Below are 20,158 nucleotides of genomic sequence, written 5' to 3' on the forward strand. Positions count from 1 at the left end.
TGCAGCCGCGTTGCCGCCGACCGGATCGACGTCAGCGGCTTCCGGCTCGCGGCGCCGGCGATCGACCTGTGCAGCCGCGCGGGCCAGCCCCTGCTTGCAGTGGGGCCGGACGGGCTGAAAGGCCAAATCCGGGTTCCGCGCATCGCCTTGCGCGGGACGAGCGGATCGTCGCCCTTTGCCTTCAATTCGGGGGCGGGGGATATCGACCTTGCGACGATGCGCTGGGCGCTTGCGGGTGCCGATGTGCGGTTGGGCGAGGGCGAGAGCGTGACGCGCTTCAGCGCGCAGCGGATCACCGGGGCGTCGACCCCGCAAGGACTGGCGGGGCAGCTCGGCGGTGCGGCGGGCAAGATCGGCGCGGTCCCGCTCGAGATGAGCGAGATCGACGGGCGCTGGCGCTTCGTGAATGGCGCGCTGGGGCTCGAAGGCGCGATCGTCGTTTCGGACGCATTGCCCGAAGCCGAAGCGCGCTTCTTTCCGCTGATCAGTAACAATGCGAATCTGCGCTTTGCCGATGGGGCGATCGATGCGACCGCCGCCTTCAACGAGCGCAAGACCGGCGCGCATGTCCTCGACACGGTGATCAGACATCGGCTGGCGAGCGGTACCGGCCACGCCGACCTCAAGGTTTCCGAGCTGCGCTTCTCGGACGCTTTCCAGCCCGACCAGCTGACGCGCCTCGCGCTCGGCGTCGTCGCCAATGTGCAGGGATCGGTCGTCGGCGACGGGCGGATCGACTGGTCGCCTGCCGGGGTGACGAGCCGCGGCACTTTTGCGACGGCCAACACCAATCTCGCCGCCGCCTTCGGTCCGGTGACCGGGGCGACGACGACGTTGACCTTCGACGACCTGATCGGGCTGCGCTCGGCGCCGAACCAGAAGGTCCGGCTTGCCGAGCTCAACCCGGGCATCCCGGTGAAGGACGGCGAGATCGAATATCAGCTGCTCGGCGACAATCGCGTGCGCATCCAGGGCGGGAGCTGGCCCTTTGCCGGTGGCACGCTCGAGCTGCATCCGACCACGCTCAACTTCAATGCCGACCAGCCGCGGCGTCTGACCTTCGACCTCGTCGGGGTCGATGCGGCGATCTTCCTGCAGAACTTCGGGTTCGAGAATATCAACGCCACCGGCAAGTTCGATGGCACGCTGCCGGTCGAATTTGGCGGGCTGGGCGGGCGGATCGTCGGCGGGCGCATCGATTCGCGCGGCGGCGGCACGCTCGCCTATGTCGGCGAACTCACGAACCACGACCTTGGTGCGATGGCCAATTTCGCCTTTGGTGCGCTGCGCAGCCTGAAATATGACGATCTGACGATCATCCTCAACGGCGACCTCGACGGCGAAATGGTCACCGACATTCGCTTCGGCGGCATCGGGCAGGGCCAAGGGGCGACGCAGAATTTCATCACGCGCCAGATCGCGAAACTCCCCTTCGTCTTCAACATCAAGATCCAGGCGCCGTTCCGCCAGTTGATCACTTCGGCCAAGGGCTTTTATGATCCGACCGTCTATATCGAGCAGAATTTACCCGCGCTGATGCAGGCGCAGGAAGATGCCCGCGCCGCCGCCGCGGCCAAAGATTCGACCGTTCAGCCTCCAGCAAGCGAGCCCGTGCAATGAAGAGACAGAAGAGAGAAGCGAGGAGGCGGACCTTGATCGGTCGCGGTCTTGCGGTGACGATCGGCGCGATGGCCCTTGGCGGCTGCGTGCAGATCGACACGCCGGACAAACCGATCGAGATCAACCTGAACATCAACATCAAGCAGGAAATCGTGTATCGGCTTGATGGAGACGCCAAGAAGCTGATCGAACAGAATAGCTCGATATTCTGATATGTCGGGCAACTGGGGAATGAAGATGATGATGACCAAGATGTGGAAACCGACCGGGATTGCGATGGCCGCCGTGGCCGCGACCACCGCCGTGGCGCTGCTGGTGCCGTCGGCAATGGCGCAGCGCGACCCCGCTTATGAAGCCGCGCGCGCGGCAGGGCAGGTCGGCGAGCAGCCCGACGGCTATCTCGGCTATGCCTCGCCCCCGACCGCGGCGGTGCGTGCGATCGTCGACGACATCAATATCAAGCGCAAAGCGGCCTATACCAGCGGCGCGCCGGCAGGGAGCACGGTCGAACAGTTCGCGTTCGTGACCGGGTGCAACCTGATCGCCAAGACCAAGCCGGGCGAGAAATACAAGGCGCCCGACGGCAGCTGGAAGACGCGCGACGGCGGCGCGCCGGTGCGGGATTCGCGCTGCCCCTGATTTTCCGAACGACAAGGGCGCCCGCGGGCGTCACATGCCGCCGCGCCCCTAAACGCGGCGGCATTTTTGTGCGCGGCGCGAAGGCGATTTTTGTGCAGTTGCGCACAAGCATTGACTTAATGGGGCGTCATTCCTAAACGGACCGCGCCTTAGGGGTCCCCCGAATTTTCGGGCCTTTTTTCGCAGGCGGAATCGGGGATTTCCCGTTCTGTTTCAGGAGGATGGCGGAAGATGACGGGGAACGGCAGCGATCCGGAACCAGCTTCGGAGGATTCGCGCCTGGTCTCGCTCGAAAAGCGATTGGACCGGGCCGAAGCCGCAGAAGCGAAACGGACCGCGGTGAACGCCGGGCCGGAATCCGATGCCAATTACCGGCTCGGCAACCGTGTCCTGGCCGAACTGCTGGGCGGATTGATCGGCGGTGCCTTGTTCGGCTGGCTGATCGACCGCATCGCGGGAACGTCGCCCTGGGGTCTGTTGGGGATGTTGTTCATGGGCATAGTCGTTGCCTTCCGGAACATCATCCGCATCTCTTCGACGCCCCGTAAATAACGGGTCGCAAAGGATTTTCTGACGGAACGGCGGCGACGCCGTCCCGCAATACGCGTGGAGTGAAGAGTGGCGGCGGAATCCGGCAAGATCGACCCGATGCACCAGTTCGAGGTGACCCCGCTTGGCGGCGGTTTCAACCTGGGCGGGCACGAGATCCTGTTCACCAACAGCGCGCTGTGGATGGTGATCGCGGCGATCGCGCTCGGCCTCTTCATGTGGGGCGGCATGCGTCGCCAGCTCATCCCGGGCCGCTGGCAGGTCGCGGTCGAGGGCTTCACCGGCTTCATCTCGAGCATGATGATGGCGAATATCGGCACCGAAGGCCGTAAATATACGCCCTATGTCTTCTCGCTCTTCATGTTCATCCTCTTCTGCAACCTGCTCGGCATGTTGCCGCTGGGCGTGCTGGGGCTTCACCCCTTCACCGTCACCAGCCACATCGCGATCACCGGCGTTCTCGCGCTGATCAGCTTCGCGATCGTCCTCGTCGTCGGTTTCTGGCGCCATGGCCTGCACTTCTTCTCGCTCTTCGTGCCGCACGGCACGCCGCTGCCGATGATCCCGATCATCGCGCCGATCGAGTTTGTGTCGTTCATGGTGCGCCCGTTCAGCCTCGGTCTGCGTCTTTTCGTCGCGATGACCGCGGGTCACGTCCTGCTGAAAGTGCTGTCGGGCTTCGTGATCAACGGCTTCAACGCCGAAACGCTGTGGCTCGGCTCGATCGTGTCGGTGCTCAGCTTCATCCTGATGATCGGGATCAGCGCGCTCGAGCTGCTGGTCGCCGGCATCCAGGCCTATGTTTTCGCCCTGTTGACCTCGCTGTACATCAACGACGCGGTCAATCTTCACTAAGTTCCGTTTATTTTCAAACGATACCACCAAGGAGTTATTACAATGGACGCAGAAGCAGCAAAGCTGATCGGTGCCGGTCTGGCAGCCATCGGTGCCGGCATGGCCGCCATCGGCGTGGGTAATGTGTTCGGCAGCTTCCTCGAAAGCGCGCTGCGCAACCCGGCCGCCGCCGACGGCCAGCAGGGCCGCCTGTTCATCGGCTTCGCCGCTGCCGAACTTCTCGGCCTGCTGGCGTTCGTCGTTGCGATGATCCTGCTCTTCGTCGTCTGATTTCGACGAAATTTGGTGACGCCGACCCCGGCGGGGTCGGCGCCGCCGCGCAGGTTTTTCAAGATTTCAAGGTCCGCCTTTCATGCCCCAGATAGCCCAGCTAACCGCTGACAATTGGTATCTTGCCTCGCAGCTCTTCTGGCTGCTGATCGTCTTTGCCGGCATCTATGTCGTCATCGGTCGCGGCATGCTGCCCAAGATCGAAGCGACGGTGGACGCCCGCGACCGCAAGGTGGCGGACGATCTGGCGGCAGCGAAGGCGGCGCATGCCGCCGCCGACGCCATCGAGGAAAGCTATCGCCAGCAGGGCGACGCCAGCCGCGCCGCCGCGCAGAAGGCGGTTACCGACGCCAAGGACAAGGCCGCGAAGGACGCCGAAAAGCGTCTGGCCAAGGTCGACGCCGAACTGGCCGACAAGCTGGCCGCGGCCGAAGCCGATGTCGCCTCGGCGCGCTCGTCGGCGATGGCCGAGATCGAATCGGTAGCTGCCGAAGCCGCCAGCGAGTTGGTTGCCAAGCTGTCGGGCGTGAAGGTCGCGGCAGCAGACGCCAAGTCGGCGGTGAAGGCGGTGCTCCATGGCTAATTTCGTGATCCTCATGGCAGAAGCCGCCGGCGAAGCGCATGCCACGCCCAAGGCGTTCGGCATGGACGCGACGGTGTGGGTGTCGATCGCGATGCTCGCCTTCCTCGGTATCCTGCTGTGGAAGGGTGTGCCGAAGATGATCGCCGGCATGCTCGACAACAAGATTGCCGAGATTTCGAAGCAGCTGAAGGAAGCCGAAGCGCTCCGCCTCGACGCCGAATCGCTGAAGGCGGAATATGAGGCGAAGCTGGCCGATGCGGCCAAGGAAGCCGAAGACATGCGCGCTCGCGCCGAGGCAGAAGCCGAGACGCTGGTGACCAAGGCCAAGGCCGACGCCACCGCGCTGATCGCGCGCCGCAAGCAGATGGCCGAAGACCGCATCGCGGCGGCCGAAGCCGGCGCGCTCGCCGAAGTCCGCACCGCGGCCGCCAAGGCGGCGACCGAAGCGGCGGCAAAGCTGATTGCCGACAAGCATGACGCCGGGGCCGACAAGGCGCTGGTCGACCAAGCGATCGCGGCGGTTGCCAAAGGCTGAGCCCGAGCGACAGTGCTGTAAACAAGGCGCCCGCGGATTTCCGCGGGCGTTTTGCTATTTGGGTATGGGAGTTTTCGCCGATCCCTTCGCGTACCTTCGTTAAGCATTGCATCTTACGATATGGGTCATGCTGTCGGGCAGTTGGACATGAGAAAATTCGACTATGCCAAGCGGGCGCGGGCCGTGAATGAGGCGCAGGCTGCCGTGAATGCCGCTTTCGAGCAGGTCTACCGGAGAAGCGAAGACGATCCGGCGACGAGGCGCTGGACCGATGCCATAGCGCTCTTCAACCTGGCGTGCGAGCGCGCCTATCCGCATCCATTGAGAGAAGTCGTTCAGGGCGTCACGAAGGTGAGCGACCTTGAGTCATCGGATATCCTCGACTTTCTGGAGGCCGATCCAATGTTCTTCCGGTCAGGCTATATGAAGGAAAGGCTGTTGAGGGAGATCAAGAAGCGATCGCTTGGTATCGGCGATCGTTCGAGGCTCCAAACCATCATCGAAGAGTTTGTCGAGAGGGCCGATTATCGCCGTGAGTTTCTGGATTATTGCCGGGCAGCGGTCAGCGTCGATGATCGACATTTGCGCGACCGGCTTTACCGTCTGGCGCATTCGGATGATGATCGTGTCGCCCTGCGTGCCAATCGAGTGCTCGCAGCACTTGACGGACGTTGGATCGAACTCAAGGCCTCCATGCGCCGGTCTTTATACTGAGCCATTGCGTTCTACGCGGGCGGCACGTCCTGTTGAGCAGCCATCCCGGCCACCCACGCCTTGGTGGCGGGGCAAGCATCCATCGCGCGGGTGTAGCTTTCGCGCGCCGTTGTGCGCGCGACATAGGCCTTCTCGGTATCGCCAAGCGCATAGCCGATCGTCCGCTGCGCGAATTGCAGCGCATAGGTGACCGAGATGTCGGCGGCGGTGAAGCGGTCGCCCGCGATATAGGGCGTCTTCGCCAATTGACGGCTGACGAGGCCGAGGCGGCTTTCGAAGATGTCGCGCGCCCATCTGGTCGTCCAGTTCGCCTGCTCGGCCTCGGGGGCGAGGATGATCGTGGCGACGATCGCGTTGACCGGGCCGGCGAGCCCCGCCTCGCCCATGTGCAGGAACTGCAGATAGGTGGCGAAATCGGCATCGCCGGGCGCGGGAGCGAGCGGGCTGGGGCCATGGCGCGCAAGCAGATATTCGAGGATCGCGATCGATTCGACCAGCACCGTGTCGCCGTCGATTATCACGGGGATGAAGCCGGCGGGGTTGACCGCAAGGAACTCATGGTCGTTCTCGACGCCGTCGAGCAGATCGACTGGGCGCATGCGATAGGGCAGCCCCATTTCCTCGAGCAGCCAGGCGACGCGGAAGCCGCGGCCTTCGCCATAGAGGGTGATCATATCGGTCGATCCTTTTAACGGTCTCAGAATGTGATCATGATCCGCCGGGCGAGTGCCGGCGAGATGCTGTGGACGATCTGGAGCATCTTCACCATGCCGACGTTGATTTCGGTCTTTCCGGTGCGGATGCCACGGACGATTTCGGCCGCGCAATCATGCGCGCTCAGCTTCTTGCCCGCGCGCGACTTCGTCATGTTGGTCTCGACCACCGGCGGCAGCGCCTCGATCACGCGAACATGGCTGCCCTTCAACATGTAGCGCATCGCCTGCGTATAGGCGCGTAGCCCCGCCTTGCTGGCGCAATAGACCGCCCCGCTGCCACAGGGGGCGATCGCGAGGCCCGAGGTGACGTTGACGATCACGGCCTCGGGCTGCGCCTTCAGGCCCGGCAGCAGATGCGCGCAGAGCGCGATCGGCGCGTCGAGGTTGGTGCGGATGCAGTCGGCGGCGGTGTCGAGGTTGGCCGGGTCGTCGACGACATAGTCCATCGCACCGACCCCGGCATTGTTGACCAGCAGTGCCAGCGGCTTGCCGGCGACGCCCGAAACCACCGCATCGATGCCCGCCGGTTGCGACAGGTCGCCGGCGATCGTTCCGAAGCCGAGCGCGGCCATCGCCTGCAGCTTTTCGGGCGACCGCCCGGTGACGATCACGTCGGCGCCGAGCGCCTGGAGTTGCAGCGCGATCTCGCGCCCGATGCCGTCGCTGCCGCCCGTGACCAGCGCGAGCTTTCCCCTGACGTCCATGACGACCCCTCCGATGACTGTTTTACCCGCCGCACTATGGCGGGTCGCATCGTCCTCGCCTACATGCAAAATCATGGCCCGCCCGAACGCTCCCGACCGATTCAACGAAGAGAAGGCGACCTATGTCGTGCGCGGCGAAGGCGAGGGGGCCGACAAGCCCGACCTCGAACGCGGCGCCGAGGCGATCCGTAACGTCGTCAGGAAGCTGCCGGTGCGCCCCGGCGTCTATCGCATGCTCGATGCGCGCGGCGACGTGTTGTATGTCGGCAAGGCGCGCGCGCTGAAGAACCGGGTGACCAATTATACGCAGGTCGCGCGGCTGCCGCAGCGGTTGCAGCGCATGGTCGCACAGACGCGCGCAATGGAGATCGTCACGACGACGAGCGAGGCCGAGGCGCTGTTGCTCGAGGCGCAGCTGATCAAGCGCTATCGCCCGCCGTACAATGTGCTGCTGCGCGACGACAAAAGCTTTCCCTTCATCCTGTTGCGCATGGACCATGATTTCCCGCGGGTGCAGAAGCATCGCGGCGCGCGGCGCGCCAAGGGGCGTTATTACGGGCCGTTCGCGAGTGCGGGGTCGGTAAACCAGACGCTCAACGCGCTGCAAAAGACCTTCCTGCTGCGCAGCTGCACCGACAGCTTCTTTTCGAACCGGTCGCGCCCGTGCCTGCTGTACCAGATCAAGCGGTGCAGCGCGCCGTGCGTCGATCGCATCTCGAAAGAGAATTATGCGCAGCTTGTCGGCGATGCGCAGGACTTCCTCGAAGGCCGCTCGATCGCGGTCCAGAAGCGGCTCGGCGCTGCGATGACGCATGCTGCCGAGGCGATGGATTTCGAGACCGCGGCGATCATCCGCGACCGGTTGAAGGCGCTGACCTTCATCCAGGGCAGCCAGTCGGTGCATGCCGACGGGCTGGGCGATGCCGATGTCTTTGCGCTCGCCGCGAAGGGCGGGCAGCTCTGCATCGCGGGCTTCTTCATCCGCGGTGGGCAGAATTGGGGGCATCGCAGCTTCTTTCCTGCGCATGTGGCCGGCGTGCCCGAGGACGAGGTGCTCGAAAGCTTCCTGATGCAATTCTACGAAGGCGTGCCGCCGCCGAAGACGATCCTCGTCGACCGCGAGCCCGCCGAATGCGCGCTGCTCGCCGAGGCGCTGGGCGAGCTTGCCGAGCGCAAGGTCGAGATCAGCGTGCCGCAGCGCGGCAACCGGCGGCGCCTGCTCGAACAGGCGGTGCGCAATGCTGGCGAGGAACTCGACCGGCGACTTGCCGAGAGCAGCAGCCAGGCGAAGCTCGGCCGCGAGCTGGCCGATCTGTTCGACCTCGACAATCCGCCGCAGCGGATCGAGATTTACGACAACAGCCATATCCAGGGCACCAATGCGCTCGGCGCAATGGTCGTCGCGGGGCCCGAGGGCTGGATCAAGGGCGCGTATCGCAAGTTCAACATCAAGCGCGCCGAGACGCAGCCGGGCGACGATTTCGCGATGATGGCCGAGGTGTTCCAGCGCCGCTTCGCCCGCGCGATCGAGGAGGACCCCGAACGCACCAAGGGTGAATGGCCCGATCTGGTGTTGATCGACGGCGGCAAAGGACAGGTGTCGGCGGCGGGCGCGGTGCTCGCCGAACTCGGGATCGACGATCTGCCGTACATTGGCGTCGCCAAGGGCCCCGACCGCAATGCCGGGCGCGAGACCTTCTACCATCCCGACGGGCGCGAATTCACGCTGCCGCCGAACAATGCGGTGCTTTTCTACATCCAGCGGCTGCGCGACGAGGCGCACCGCTTTGCGATCGGCGCGCACCGCGCGAAGCGCGCGAAGGCGATGGGTTCGTCGCCGCTCGACGAGGTGCCGGGCATCGGCCCTTCGCGCAAGAAGGCGCTGCTGATGCATTTCGGCACCGCGCGCGCGGTGCGCGGCGCGAGCCTCGAGGACCTGCAGAAGGCGCCCGGGGTGAGCGCAGCGGTCGCGCAGGCGGTGCATGATTTTTATCATGCGGGACGGTGAGGAGAGCGGGACGATGGATTTCGGGTCAATGATGCCGCTGGCGGGCACCTTGGGGGTGACGATCCATGAGGGGACGAAGGAGCGTGTTGCGGGCAAGCTGCCCGTGCGCGCCGAGATCTGCACCGCGGGAAACATCGTCCATGGCGGCGCGATCATGGCCTTTGCCGACTGCCTCGGTGCGGTGGGCGCCTTTCTGACGCTGCCCGAGGGTGCGAGCGGCACGACGACGATCGAGAGCAAGACCAATTTCCTCGGCGGCGGGCCGGTGGGGTCGGTGCTGGTCGGCGAGGCGACCCCGGTGAAGATCGGCAAACGCGTCTCGGTATGGCAGACGCGCATCCGCACCGAGGAAGGCGCAGATGTCGCGCTGGTGACGCAGACGCAGCTGGTGCTTTGGCCAGCCTGAGCGCCGAGGCGATCGTCTGCGCGGTGCGCGCGCATGGCGAGCATGGCGCGATATTGCGGGCGCTGACGCGCGAGGCGGGGCTGGTCGCGGGTTATGTGCGCGGCGGGCGGTCGCGGCGGCTGCGGCCGATATTGATGCCGGGCAATCTGGTGGCGCTCGAACTGCGCGCGCGGACCGAAGAGCAATTGGCAGGGGCGACGGCGGAACTGCTCGCGAGCCGCGCGCCGCTGCTGGCCGAACCGCTCGCCGCGGCGGCGATCGACTGGGTGACGAGCGCGACGGCGGCGATCCTGCCCGAAAGCCAACCCTATGCCGCGCTCTATGTGGCGCTGTCGGGGCTGCTCGACGCGATCGGGGTGGCACCGTCGGCGCGGCAATGGGCGGCGGCGCTGGCGCGCTACGAGCTGCTGCTGCTCGCCGAACTGGGGTTCGGGCTCGACCTCGACGAATGTGTGGCGACGGGCGCGCGCGACCATCTGGCGTTCGTCAGCCCGAAGTCGGGCGGGGCGGTGAGCGTTGCGGCGGCGGCTGGTTATGAGGCGCGGCTGCTGCGCCTGCCGGCCTTCCTGCGCGGCGCCGGAGCGGCCGAGACGATGGGCGATGTGCTCGACGGGCTGGCGATCACGGGGCATTTCCTCGACCGTGACCTGCTCGAGGGACGCAACCGCGAATTGATCGAGGTCCGCGCGCGATTGATCGACCGGCTCGGCAGGGCGGTTGCGTAGGCGGTATTCGCTGTCTAAGCGGCTCGCGAGACACGAAAGGGCGACGCATTGAACATCCTGCTGCTGGCTGGCGACGGTATCGGTCCGGAAATCATGGCGGAGGCGGAGAAAGTTCTCGCCGCGCTCGCGCTGCCGGTGACGCTCGACCGCGCGCTCGTCGGCGGCGCGGCCTATGAAGCGACCGGCCATCCGCTTCCGCCGGAGACGCTTGCCAAGGCGAAGGCCAGCGATGCCATCCTGTTCGGGGCGGTCGGCGATCCGCGGTTCGACACTGTCGAACGCCATCTGCGCCCCGAGCAGGCGATCCTCGGCCTGCGCTCCGAACTCGGCCTGTTCGCCAATCTGCGGCCTGCCAAGCTGTTCGCGGGACTCGAGGACAGTTCGGCGCTGCGTCCCGAAGTCGCGTCGGCGATCGACCTGCTGATCGTGCGCGAGCTCAACGGCGACGTCTATTTCGGCGAGAAGGGCACGCGCACCACCGCGAACGGCGAACGCGAGGGCTATGACATCATGTCGTACAGCGAGAGCGAGGTGCGCCGCATTGCGCATGTCGCCTTCCGCGCCGCGCAGGGGCGGCAGAAGCGGCTCTGCTCGGTCGACAAGGCCAATGTGCTCGAAACCTCGCAGCTGTGGCGCGATGTCGTGATCGAAGTTTCGGCACACTATCCCGACGTCACGCTCAGCCATATGTATGTCGACAATGCCGCGATGCAGCTGGTGCGCAATCCGGGGCAGTTCGACGTCGTCGTGACCGGGAATTTGTTCGGCGATATCCTGTCGGACCAAGCCTCGATGTGTGTCGGGTCGATCGGGCTGCTCGCCTCGGCGTCGCTGAGCGAGGGCAAGCAGGGATTGTACGAGCCGATCCACGGCAGCGCGCCCGATATCGCGGGCAAGGGCGTCGCCAATCCGCTCGCGATGATCTTGTCGCTCGCGATGCTGCTGCGCCATTCGGGCGGCGACGAGGCGAACGCGGCGCGGATCGAGGCGGCGGTGGCGAAGGTTCTGGCCGACGGGTGCCGCGGTGCCGACCTCGGCGGTAACATGGGCACGGCCGCACTCGGCGATGCGGTCGTTGCAGCCTTGAAGAACTAGAGTACGGACGGACGAGATGAAAAAGACCACGGGTTTCGATCGCAACAAGACGAGGGGCTGGCATCCCGCAACGCAGGCGGTGCGCGGCGGTACCTGGCGCAGCGAGCATGGCGAGACGTCGGAGGCGCTCTTCCTGACGTCGGGCTATACATATGACGATGCCGAGACGGTCGCGGCGCGCTTTGCCGGCGAAGAACAGGGCATGACCTATTCGCGGCTGCAGAACCCGACCGTGGCGATGCTCGAGGAACGGATCGCGCTGATGGAAGGCGCCGAGGCATGCCGGACGCAGGCGACGGGTATGGCGGCGATGACCACCGCGCTGCTCTGCCAGCTGTCGGTCGGCGACCATATCGTCGCGGCGAAGGCGGCGTTCGGATCGTGCCGCTGGCTGGTCGACCAGCTCTGCCCGCGCTTCGGGATCGAGACGACGGTGATCGACGGGCGCGACAATGATGCGTGGGAAAAGGCGATCAAGCCGAACACCAAGGTGTTCTTCTTCGAAACCCCCGCCAATCCGACGATGGACATCGTCGACATGAAGCATGTCTGTGCGGTGGCGAAGGCGCATGGCATCACGACGGTGGTCGACAACGCCTTTGCGACCAGCGTGTTGCAGCGGCCGATGGATTTCGGCGCCGATGTCGTCGCCTATTCGGCGACCAAGCTGATGGAAGGGCAGGGCCGCGTGCTCGCCGGCGCGGTGTGCGGGACCGAGAAGTTCATCAACGACATACTGTTGCCGTTCCAGCGCAACACCGGGCCGAACCTGTCGCCGTTCAATGCCTGGGTGGTGCTGAAGGGACTCGAAACGCTCGACCTGCGTGCCAAGCGCCAGTCCGAAAATGCGCTCGCGGTCGGCAAGTTCGTCGAAAAACGGGTGCCGAAAATCCTGCATCCGGGCCTCGCGAGCCACCCGCAGCATAATCTCGCGATGAGCCAGATGGACGCATGCGGGCCGATCTTCTCGTTCATCCTCGAGGATCAGAAACAGGCGATGGCGCTGCTTAACGCGCTCGAACTGGTCGATATTTCGAACAATATCGGCGATTCGCGCAGCCTGTGCTGTCACCCCGCTTCGACGACGCATTACAGCGTCAGCGCCGAGGCGCGCGCCGACATGGGGGTGGTCGAAGGCATGCTGCGGATCAACATCGGGCTGGAGGATCCGCGCGACCTGATCGCCGATCTGGACCAGGCATTGACCAAGGTCGGGCTTTAGGCGATTTTGACCGGGTGACGATGATCGACTCCTTCTTCCCCTATGCCGAGACCACTGGGTCGATGACGGTACGCGTGGCGGTCAGCTATCTGCCCGAACAGTCGCATCCGTCGCTCGGCCGCTGGTTCTGGGCCTATCATGTCCGGATCGAGAATCACGGGGAGACGGCGGTGCAGCTGATCAACCGTCACTGGCGGATCGTCGACGGCCATGGGCTGGTCAGCGAGGTCGAAGGCGAAGGCGTGGTCGGCGAACAGCCGATCATCCAGCCCGGCGGCGCGTTCGACTATGTGTCGGGATGCCCGCTGTCGACCCCCGAGGGATCGATGATCGGCAGTTACGACATGGAACGCGAGGACGGCGAGCATATGCTGATCGCGATCCCGCAATTTTCCCTGACGATGCCCGCGACCGCCCCATGAAACGCACCCATTTGCCGCTCAACGCGCTGCGCGTGTTCGATGCAGCGGCCCGCCACCTGAGCTTCACCCGCGCTGCCGACGAACTGGCGGTGACGCCCGCCGCCGTCGGCCAGCAGATCCGCGCGCTTGAGGATATGCTCGGCGTCGTGCTGTTCCGCCGCACGCCGAAAGGGCTGGAACTGACCGGCGAGGCCGATGCCGGGCTCGACGCGCTGCGCCAGGGCTTTTTGCAGTTCGAGGAATCGGTGCGCGCGATGCAGGCAGGGCAATCGTCGCAGTCGCTGACGATCGCGGCGCCGCGCGACCTGACGGCCAAATGGCTCGCACCACGGCTCGCGCGCTACAGCCAGCAGGCGCCCGACGTGCGCTTCACCTTGGTGTCGGCCGACAGCGGTATCGATTTCACTGAGGCGAACCTCGACCTCGCGATCTTCTGGTCCGATGGCGCGGGCGAACATGAGGGCGTCGCGCTCGCCGACGCGATGATGGTGACCGTCGCGGGCCCGGGTAGCGAAAGCGACACGCGGATCGCCTGGCCGGGCTGTCCGGTCGAAGATGGCGAACCCGCGCTGCGGCTGGGCGATGCGGGGCTAGCGATCGACGCTGCCGCCAATGGCTTGGGGCAGGCCAATGTGCCAGCGATGCTGGCGGAGGCCGATATCGCCTCGGGCCGCGTGCGGCTGGTGCGCGAAGCCTTTGCGGTGAAGCGCGGCTATTGGCTCGTTGCCCCGACGCCGCAGTGGCGGCAGGCGAAGGTCAAGGCGCTGGTCGCGGCGCTGACTGCCTGACGCCTATTTCGCTGCGAGCGCGAGCAGCCGCGTGACCAGCCCGACCATCGTGTCGGTCGAGACGGCGGCCTCGGGATTGTTCCAGCTCATCGTCACGACATACCATTTGCCGTCGGCCGCGCGTTGGCCGAGCAGGCTCATCGACAGCACGCCGAGTTCGGACCCACCCTTGTAGCCGAGGTAAGACCAGCCCTTTGCCGCACCGGGGCCGACGCCGTTGTTGATCGCCATCACCGACATCGTCGTGTCCGACGCGCGTGCGCGCAGGTCGATGAAGGCACGCGCGATGTCACTGGGGCTGGCGAACCATTCGAGGCTGTCGATGAAGCGCGGTCCGCCACTGAAGCTGACGCCGTCGACGTTGGAGAGGATCAGGCGATCCTTGTTGCTTTCGATGAGTCTGCGCTGCGCCTTGTCGTCGGCGACGACGAAGGCGGCGCGTTCGTCGGCGAAATTGTCGCCCTTGAGCGCGAAGGCCTCGACCGTCGTGAGGAAGGGGATGTTGCGTGCCGGATCGCTGTGGCCGGTGCCTTTCATGCGCGCCTCGATCTTCTCGCGGCCGAGCAGATGGATCAGCGTGTCGGTCGCGCCATTGTCGCTGACCGAGATCATCCAGTTTGCGAGCGTCTGGAGCGTCACCGGCGTGTCCTTGGGCCAGTTTGCGGTGGCGGCCGAGGAGAAGCTGGCGTGGCTCAACGGCACGACGTCGGACCATTTGCGCGTCCTCGCGGCAACCTGTGCCGCCAGTTCGTCGAGAATATAGAGCTTGAAGGTCGAGCCGATCGCGAACTGGGTGTCGGCGCGGGCTGCTGCGATCGGCTTGATCGCGCTGCCGTCGAGTTCGGCGACGAGGAAGCCGGTAGTACCGGGGAGCGAGGCGACTTCGCCGGCGACGCGGTCGAAGCTGTCGCCTGCCATGGTGAAACCGGTGATACGCAGCCCGGTGACGCGGGCATCCGCGCCGGGGCCGACTTCGAGCGCGATCGTGCCGACGCCCTTTTCGAAGCGCAGCATCACCGTCCCGGCGCGGCCATTGACCGATGTCGCGCTGTCGACCGCGACCGGCGGGCCATATTGGGCGATCAGGCTGGCGGTGATCGCCTGGAACTGCGCCTCGGGCACCGCGGTCTGGAAGCTCGGGTCGAAATAGTCGGCGAAGGCGACCTTACCCGCGAGCAGGTCGACGAGTTGCGCGGCGCGGCTGTCGAAGGCGGTGGCCGCCTGTGCCGGTGCGGCGGGCGCCTGCTGCGCGAGCACGGCGGGAGCGGGCAGGGCGAGCGTCGCGGCGAGGAGTGCGGTCAGCACAGGTTTCATTCACTCTCTCCTGTCGGGGGCGCTGCGCGGTCGATCCGGTCGATCTGGGCGCGGAGCATGGCGGCGGCGCGGCGGTTGAGCAACCAGATGCCGCCGAAAAGCAGCAACGGGAGCGCGAGAAGGAGCGTCAGACCGAGCGGATCGGTCCGGTCAAGGAGGATAGCCTGCCCCGTCATGAAGGTGAGCAGTCCCGGAAGGAGCGGGCCAAGGTACCAAAGGCCGACGCGCGCGAGCATATGTTCTTCGCGGACGAGCCGAGCGCGGTAGAAGCCGCGCACGTCGGCGGCTTCGACATCGGGGTCGGGGCGCGAGGTGCGGCGCGCGAGTTGCCAGACGACGACGAGAACGCCGGCGATGACGAGCAGGCTGCCGAGCTTGAGCAGCAGCCCCGGCAGGACGATTGCATAGAGGGTGAAGGCGGCGAGCACGATCGCGGCGGCGCCATATTCTATGCGGTTGCGGCGCTGCACGATGCTGCCCAGCCGCGCGGCGCGACGCTTGACCTCGTCGAGCGGAAGCGGGGCAAGCCCGGCATCGTCCTGCTGCCAGAGGCCGTGCAGGCGGCGGTCGTCGAAATCGTCGGTCACAGGGCGTCTCCCATGGCGAAGCGGCGCGTGAGCATGGCCTTGAAGCGATGGATCTTGGTGGCGACGGCGTCGGGCGAGACACCCGTAACCTCGCCGATCTCGGCCCCCGTGACCCCTTCGAGATAGAGCAACAATATCTGCCGATCGGGTGGGTCGAGCCGGTCGATGATCGAGAGGATCTGCGCCATCGCCCGGTTGCTGTCGGCGGTGTCGAAGGGCGAGGGCGCGTCGGCGGCGAGATCGACATCCTCGATGCTTACCCAGCCGCGCGCGTTGCGCCGGCGATGCGCGAGCATATGCGACGTCGCGCGATTATGCGCGACCCGCCATACCCAGGTGCTTAGCGAACAGCGGCCGTCGAAGCCGGCGAGGCTCTGCCACAGCGCGACTTGGATATCCTGTTCGAGATCGCGGCGGAGGTCGGCGTCGGCCTCATAGCCGCGCGCCATGCGGGCAAGCGCGGGGCCGAAGCGCGCAATCGCTTCGGTAAACTGCCTGTCCTGTTCGGATGATTGCACCCCGGTGTCTCCAGTCCGCGTCATGGTCTGGTGGTTTAGTCAGCGCCGCACCGGCTTTCTGACACGGGGTGCGAAAAAAATCGTCAGGCGTCGATCGCGGCTTCGTCGAGCGTCGCGGCATTGGCCTGGATGAACTGGAAACGATGCTCGGGATGCTTGCCCATCAGCCGGTCGACGAGGTCCTTCACCAGATGGCGTTCCTCATATTCCTGCGGCAGCGTGACGCGCAGCATCGAGCGCGTCGCCGGATCCATCGTCGTTTCTTTCAATTGGTTGGGGTTCATTTCTCCCAAGCCCTTGAAGCGGCCGACCTCGACTTTCTTGCCCTTGAACAGCGTCGCTTCGAGCTCGGCGCGATGCGCGTCATCGCGCGCATAGGCCGAGGTGCTGCCCGCGGTGAGGCGGTAGAGCGGCGGCTGGGCGAGATAGACATGTCCGTTGCGGACGATGTCGGGCATTTCCTGAAAGAAGAAGGTCATCAGCAGCGTTGCGATATGCGCGCCGTCGACGTCGGCGTCGGTCATGATCACGATCTTTTCGTAACGCAGCCGGTCGGCGTCGCAATCCTTGCGCATGCCGCAGCCGAGCGCGAGCGCGAGGTCGGCGATTTCGGTGTTGGCGCGGATCTTGTCGGCGCTGGCGCTCGCGACGTTCAATATCTTGCCGCGGATCGGCAGGATTGCCTGCGTCTTGCGGTCGCGCGCCTGCTTGGCGCTGCCGCCCGCGCTATCGCCCTCGACGATGAAGAGTTCGGTGCCTTCGGGGCCGTCGTTTGCACAGTCGGTGAGCTTGCCGGGCAGGCGCAGCTTGCGTCCGCTGGTCGCGGTCTTGCGCTTCACCTCGCGCTCGGCCTTGCGCTTCAGGCGCTCGTCCATCCGTTCGAGGATCAGCCCGAGCAGCGCGCGGCCGCGGTCCATATTGTCCGACAGGAAATGGTCGAAATGGTCACGCACCGCGTTTTCGGTGAGGCGCGCGGCCTCGGGGCTCGACAGGCGGTCCTTGGTCTGGCTCTGGAACTGCGGGTCGCGGATGAAGACCGACAGCATCATCTCGCCGCCGTTGAACACATCCTCGGCGGTGATCTGCGCCGCCTTCTTCTGCCCGATCAACTCGCCGAAGGCGCGCAGGCCCTTGGTCAGCGCCGAACGCAGCCCCGCTTCGTGCGTGCCGCCGGCGGGGGTCGGGATGGTGTTGCAATACCAGCTGTACGATCCGTCGGACCAGAGCGGCCAGGCGATCGCCCATTCGGCGCGGCCCTGATCGTTCGGGAAGTCCTGCCGCCCGATGAAGGGCTCGGCGGTCGCGCATTCGCGGGTGCCGATCTGCTCCTTCAGATGGTCGGCAAGGCCCCCGGGGAACTGGAACACCGCCTCTGCAGGAGTGTCGTCGCCAATCAGTTCGGGTGCGCATTTCCAGCGGATCTCGACGCCGGCGAAGAGGTAGGCTTTCGAGCGCGCGAGGCGATAGAGGCGCTGCGGCTTGAAACGGCCATGGTCGCCGAAGATTTCGGGGTCGGGGACGAAGGAGACGCTGGTGCCGCGACGGTTCGGGGTCGGGCCGAGTTCCTCGAGCCCGCCGAGCGGGGTGCCGCGCGAGAAGCGCTGGCGATAGAGCAATTTGTTGCGCGCGACCTCGATCGTCGTGTCGGTCGACAGCGCGTTGACGACGCTGACCCCGACGCCGTGGAGGCCGCCCGAGGTCGCATAGGCCTTGCCCTCGAACTTCCCGCCCGAGTGCAGCATCGTCATGATGACTTCGAGCGCCGACTTGCCTGGGAATTTCGGGTGCGGGTCGACCGGCATGCCGCGGCCGTTGTCGACGACGGTCAGGCGATTGCCGGCGTCGAGGGTGATTTCGATGCGGCTTGCATGGCCTGCGACCGCCTCGTCCATGCTGTTGTCGATGATCTCGGCGGCGAGGTGGTGGAGCGCGCGTTCGTCGGTCCCGCCGATATACATGCCGGGCCGGCGGCGGACGGGTTCGAGCCCTTCGAGCACCTCGATCTGCGAGGCGTTGTAGCTGTCGGTGGCGGGCGTGTTCGCGTCGAACAAATCGTGACTCATGCGCATAGCTATAGGGGGCGAGGAGTCACGGTGGCAAGCGCGGTTTTGGCCGATCCGCGCGGCTCGGTTCGTCCCGTTTTCCGAACGAGGGGGAACTTCGAGCGCGCGGGGCGGGTTTCTCCGTCGACGCAAAGTCATTCAAAAAGCGGAGTTAAATCATGAAATCCCTATCTCTCCTCGTCGCTTCGGCGGCTGCGGTCGCGTGCGCGACGCCTGCGCTGGCGCAGAGCGACCGCGACAAGTCGCAGGACTTCAATGGCCCCTATGTCGGTGTGGTCGGCGGCTATACCGTCCAGCCCAATGATGGTCGCGAGACATTGGTCTTCGATACCAATCAGGACGGCACCTATGGCGAGAATGTCAACACGACGACGGGTGCCAATGCCTTCGCCCCAGGCTTCTGCGGCGGATCGCCGACCAGCACCGCCAATGTGAACTGCCGCAACGACAAGGACGGCTTCGAATATTTCGGCAAGCTCGGCTATGACAAGCGCATGGGCAATTTCGTCGTCGGTGTGGTGATCGAGGGCGGGCGCAGCGAAGCGAGCGACAGCGTGACGGGCTTTTCGTCGACCCCCGCCGCCTATCGCTTCAACCGTTCGGCCGACTATCAGGCCAATGCGCGATTGCGGGCGGGTTACACGCCCGGCGGCGGCGTGCTTTTCTATGCCACCGGCGGCGGTGCTTATGCCAAGCTCGACAATAAATTCGCGACCACGAACAGCGCGAACAGCTTTACCGACAATGGCCGCACCAACGGCTGGGGCTATGTTGCAGGTGGCGGCGCCGAGGCGATGCTGACCAAGAATATCTCGCTCGGGCTCGAATATCTCTACACCGATATCCAGGACGATGATTTCGTCGTCAATGTCGGACCGGGTACTGCGCCCGCGACCAACCCGTTCCTGCTCAACGGCGGCGGCACCGACATCAAGCGCAGCGACGATCATTTCCGGACGCACAGCGTGCGCGCGAGTTTGAACTTCCGCTTCTAAAAGGTTGGCAAACCGCGGAAGATTTAAAGGAGGCGCCGGACCCGCCAGAGGTTCGGCGCCTTTCTTCCGTCCTAGGCTGCCGGTGCCGCGAAGATTGCGAAATTGCCGTTGGCGCTGCTGACGAGACGGTCGTCCTGATAGAGCCGCGCCTCGACATTGGCGATGCGCTTGCCGCGATGCACGACCGCCGCTTCGCAGGTCAGCCGGCCCTCGGCAACGCGGACATGATAGTTGAATTTGATCTCGAGCGTTGCGCACCACTGGTCATCGGGCAGCAGGCTGGTCAGCGCGCCGCCCATCGCCGAGTCGGCAAGGCTATAGGCGACGCCGCCATGCGCGGCGCGCTGCGGGCTGAAATGCTGCTCCGCGTTGATGTCGATCGCCATCGTGCAGCGACCCTCGCCACGCTCGACCATTTTCATGCCGAGCGCGCGCGCGAACGCGAAATCCTGATCGAAGGGGCGCAACGAACGCGCCTTAGCGGACCCGCGGTCCCCCGAACGGCGGCGGCGGGGGCGGACGGCGCGTGCCGCGCGGCAACTGCGCCTGATAGGCGCGGCCGCAATGTTCGACGCAATAGGGGAAGCCCGGGTTCACCGCGACACCGCAGAAATGGAAGTCTGGTTCGCCGGGATGGCCCATCGGCCAGCGGCAGATGCGGTCGTTGAGGTCGAGCAGCGTGGTCTTGCCCGCGATCTCGGCGCTTGGCTTGGCAGGAACCAGACGGCGCGGCGGCGCGGGCGGAATCGGCGCCTGCTGGTCGCCGGGACCCTGGCGGATGAAGCCGCCGGGGCCGATCGAGACGATGCGCGGGGCGTCGGGCTTGCGCG

The 20,158-nt window shown here is 65.6% G+C and carries 25 protein-coding genes; 17 read left to right on the forward strand and 8 right to left on the reverse strand.

Annotation, left to right across the window (positions count from 1 at the left end):
* The 9 genes from B1A78_RS12580 to B1A78_RS12620 all read left to right on the forward strand — a co-directional run.
* The coding region (locus tag B1A78_RS12580; RefSeq protein ID WP_179102041.1) for a YdbH domain-containing protein at positions 1 to 1,620 on the forward strand (1,620 nt) is incomplete at its 5' end.
* Complete coding sequence (locus B1A78_RS12585; protein WP_077147309.1) at positions 1,617 to 1,832, forward strand: YnbE family lipoprotein; 216 nt, start codon at positions 1,617 to 1,619, stop codon at positions 1,830 to 1,832. The genes B1A78_RS12580 and B1A78_RS12585, both read left to right, overlap by 4 nt.
* Before the next feature lie 25 nt (positions 1,833 to 1,857).
* Positions 1,858 to 2,259 carry a YdbL family protein gene (locus B1A78_RS12590; RefSeq protein ID WP_083734131.1) on the forward strand — a complete coding sequence of 134 codons (402 nt, stop codon included), beginning with the start codon at positions 1,858 to 1,860 and terminating at the stop codon, positions 2,257 to 2,259.
* Positions 2,260 to 2,490: 231 nt separating this feature from the next.
* Positions 2,491 to 2,811, forward strand: a complete 321-nt coding sequence (locus B1A78_RS12595) for an AtpZ/AtpI family protein (protein WP_077147310.1) — start codon at positions 2,491 to 2,493, stop codon at positions 2,809 to 2,811.
* A gap of 66 nt (positions 2,812 to 2,877) precedes the next feature.
* Positions 2,878 to 3,663, forward strand: coding sequence for a F0F1 ATP synthase subunit A (locus B1A78_RS12600; protein ID WP_077147311.1), 786 nt, complete (start codon positions 2,878 to 2,880; stop codon positions 3,661 to 3,663).
* Between the two features lie 42 nt (positions 3,664 to 3,705).
* The gene (locus tag B1A78_RS12605; protein WP_003044110.1) at positions 3,706 to 3,933 is read left to right on the forward strand and encodes a F0F1 ATP synthase subunit C; all 228 of its coding nucleotides are present in this window, start codon (positions 3,706 to 3,708) and stop codon (positions 3,931 to 3,933) included.
* Positions 3,934 to 4,015: 82 nt separating this feature from the next.
* Complete coding sequence (locus B1A78_RS12610) at positions 4,016 to 4,516, forward strand: ATPase (protein ID WP_077147312.1); 501 nt, start codon at positions 4,016 to 4,018, stop codon at positions 4,514 to 4,516.
* The gene (locus B1A78_RS12615; protein ID WP_179102042.1) at positions 4,509 to 5,051 is read left to right on the forward strand and encodes a F0F1 ATP synthase subunit B; all 543 of its coding nucleotides are present in this window, start codon (positions 4,509 to 4,511) and stop codon (positions 5,049 to 5,051) included. The genes B1A78_RS12610 and B1A78_RS12615 overlap by 8 nt, the downstream gene beginning before the upstream one ends.
* Before the next feature lie 147 nt (positions 5,052 to 5,198).
* On the forward strand, positions 5,199 to 5,765 hold the full coding sequence (locus B1A78_RS12620; protein ID WP_179102043.1) for a hypothetical protein: 567 nt from the start codon (positions 5,199 to 5,201) through the stop codon (positions 5,763 to 5,765).
* 11 nt (positions 5,766 to 5,776) lie between these two features.
* On the opposite strand, the gene B1A78_RS12625 is transcribed toward B1A78_RS12620, so the two are convergent.
* Together B1A78_RS12625 and B1A78_RS12630 are read right to left on the reverse strand one after the other, a co-directional pair.
* Positions 5,777 to 6,439: a glutathione S-transferase family protein gene (locus B1A78_RS12625; RefSeq protein WP_077147315.1), complete on the reverse strand. Its 663-nt coding sequence runs from the start codon at positions 6,437 to 6,439 to the stop codon at positions 5,777 to 5,779.
* Between the two features lie 23 nt (positions 6,440 to 6,462).
* Positions 6,463 to 7,185, reverse strand: coding sequence for an SDR family oxidoreductase (locus tag B1A78_RS12630; protein ID WP_077147316.1), 723 nt, complete (start codon positions 7,183 to 7,185; stop codon positions 6,463 to 6,465).
* Between the two features lie 73 nt (positions 7,186 to 7,258).
* Between B1A78_RS12630 and uvrC the strand changes: the two genes are divergently transcribed.
* Genes uvrC through B1A78_RS12665 form a run of 7 tightly spaced genes read left to right on the forward strand, consistent with a single transcriptional unit; the run spans position 7,259 to position 13,851 of the window.
* The gene (gene uvrC / locus B1A78_RS12635) at positions 7,259 to 9,193 is read left to right on the forward strand and encodes an excinuclease ABC subunit UvrC (protein ID WP_077147317.1); all 1,935 of its coding nucleotides are present in this window, start codon (positions 7,259 to 7,261) and stop codon (positions 9,191 to 9,193) included.
* 13 nt (positions 9,194 to 9,206) lie between these two features.
* Positions 9,207 to 9,599 (forward strand): PaaI family thioesterase, encoded by a 393-nt coding sequence (locus tag B1A78_RS12640; protein ID WP_077147318.1) that lies wholly within the window; start codon positions 9,207 to 9,209, stop codon positions 9,597 to 9,599.
* The gene (gene recO, locus B1A78_RS12645) at positions 9,587 to 10,324 is read left to right on the forward strand and encodes a DNA repair protein RecO (protein ID WP_077147319.1); all 738 of its coding nucleotides are present in this window, start codon (positions 9,587 to 9,589) and stop codon (positions 10,322 to 10,324) included. The genes B1A78_RS12640 and recO overlap by 13 nt, the downstream gene beginning before the upstream one ends.
* A gap of 48 nt (positions 10,325 to 10,372) precedes the next feature.
* Positions 10,373 to 11,419: a 3-isopropylmalate dehydrogenase gene (leuB, locus tag B1A78_RS12650; protein ID WP_077147320.1), complete on the forward strand. Its 1,047-nt coding sequence runs from the start codon at positions 10,373 to 10,375 to the stop codon at positions 11,417 to 11,419.
* Positions 11,420 to 11,435: 16 nt separating this feature from the next.
* A complete protein-coding gene (locus B1A78_RS12655; protein ID WP_077147321.1) occupies positions 11,436 to 12,641 on the forward strand; it encodes a PLP-dependent aspartate aminotransferase family protein in 1,206 nt (401 codons plus the stop codon).
* Positions 12,642 to 12,661: 20 nt separating this feature from the next.
* Positions 12,662 to 13,063 carry a Co2+/Mg2+ efflux protein ApaG gene (gene apaG / locus B1A78_RS12660; protein WP_077147322.1) on the forward strand — a complete coding sequence of 134 codons (402 nt, stop codon included), beginning with the start codon at positions 12,662 to 12,664 and terminating at the stop codon, positions 13,061 to 13,063.
* The gene (locus B1A78_RS12665; RefSeq protein WP_077147323.1) at positions 13,060 to 13,851 is read left to right on the forward strand and encodes a LysR family transcriptional regulator; all 792 of its coding nucleotides are present in this window, start codon (positions 13,060 to 13,062) and stop codon (positions 13,849 to 13,851) included. The genes apaG and B1A78_RS12665 overlap by 4 nt, the downstream gene beginning before the upstream one ends.
* 3 nt (positions 13,852 to 13,854) lie before the next feature.
* On the opposite strand, the gene B1A78_RS12670 is transcribed toward B1A78_RS12665, so the two are convergent.
* Genes B1A78_RS12670 through parE form a run of 4 tightly spaced genes read right to left on the reverse strand, consistent with a single transcriptional unit; the run spans position 13,855 to position 18,333 of the window.
* Positions 13,855 to 15,165 (reverse strand): serine hydrolase, encoded by a 1,311-nt coding sequence (locus B1A78_RS12670; protein ID WP_077147324.1) that lies wholly within the window; start codon positions 15,163 to 15,165, stop codon positions 13,855 to 13,857.
* On the reverse strand, positions 15,162 to 15,752 hold the full coding sequence (locus B1A78_RS12675) for a hypothetical protein (RefSeq protein WP_077147325.1): 591 nt from the start codon (positions 15,750 to 15,752) through the stop codon (positions 15,162 to 15,164). Before B1A78_RS12675 ends, B1A78_RS12670 begins: the two co-directional genes overlap by 4 nt.
* Positions 15,749 to 16,294: an RNA polymerase sigma factor gene (locus B1A78_RS12680; protein ID WP_077147326.1), complete on the reverse strand. Its 546-nt coding sequence runs from the start codon at positions 16,292 to 16,294 to the stop codon at positions 15,749 to 15,751. The genes B1A78_RS12675 and B1A78_RS12680 overlap by 4 nt, the downstream gene beginning before the upstream one ends.
* Positions 16,295 to 16,353: 59 nt before the next feature.
* Positions 16,354 to 18,333, reverse strand: coding sequence for a DNA topoisomerase IV subunit B (gene parE / locus B1A78_RS12685; RefSeq protein ID WP_077147327.1), 1,980 nt, complete (start codon positions 18,331 to 18,333; stop codon positions 16,354 to 16,356).
* Positions 18,334 to 18,491: 158 nt separating this feature from the next.
* On the opposite strand from parE, the gene B1A78_RS12690 reads away from it, so the two are divergent.
* Complete coding sequence (locus B1A78_RS12690; RefSeq protein WP_077147328.1) at positions 18,492 to 19,328, forward strand: outer membrane protein; 837 nt, start codon at positions 18,492 to 18,494, stop codon at positions 19,326 to 19,328.
* A gap of 71 nt (positions 19,329 to 19,399) precedes the next feature.
* On the opposite strand, the gene B1A78_RS12695 is transcribed toward B1A78_RS12690, so the two are convergent.
* Positions 19,400 to 19,795 (reverse strand): PaaI family thioesterase, encoded by a 396-nt coding sequence (locus tag B1A78_RS12695; protein ID WP_077147329.1) that lies wholly within the window; start codon positions 19,793 to 19,795, stop codon positions 19,400 to 19,402.
* Between the two features lie 10 nt (positions 19,796 to 19,805).
* On the reverse strand, positions 19,806 to 20,158 hold a 353-nt coding region (locus B1A78_RS12700; RefSeq protein WP_218667977.1), incomplete at its 5' end, for a GcrA family cell cycle regulator.

Origin of the sequence: Sphingopyxis sp. KK2, assembly GCF_001990265.1 — a bacterium.
Lineage (GTDB): Bacteria > Pseudomonadota > Alphaproteobacteria > Sphingomonadales > Sphingomonadaceae > Sphingopyxis.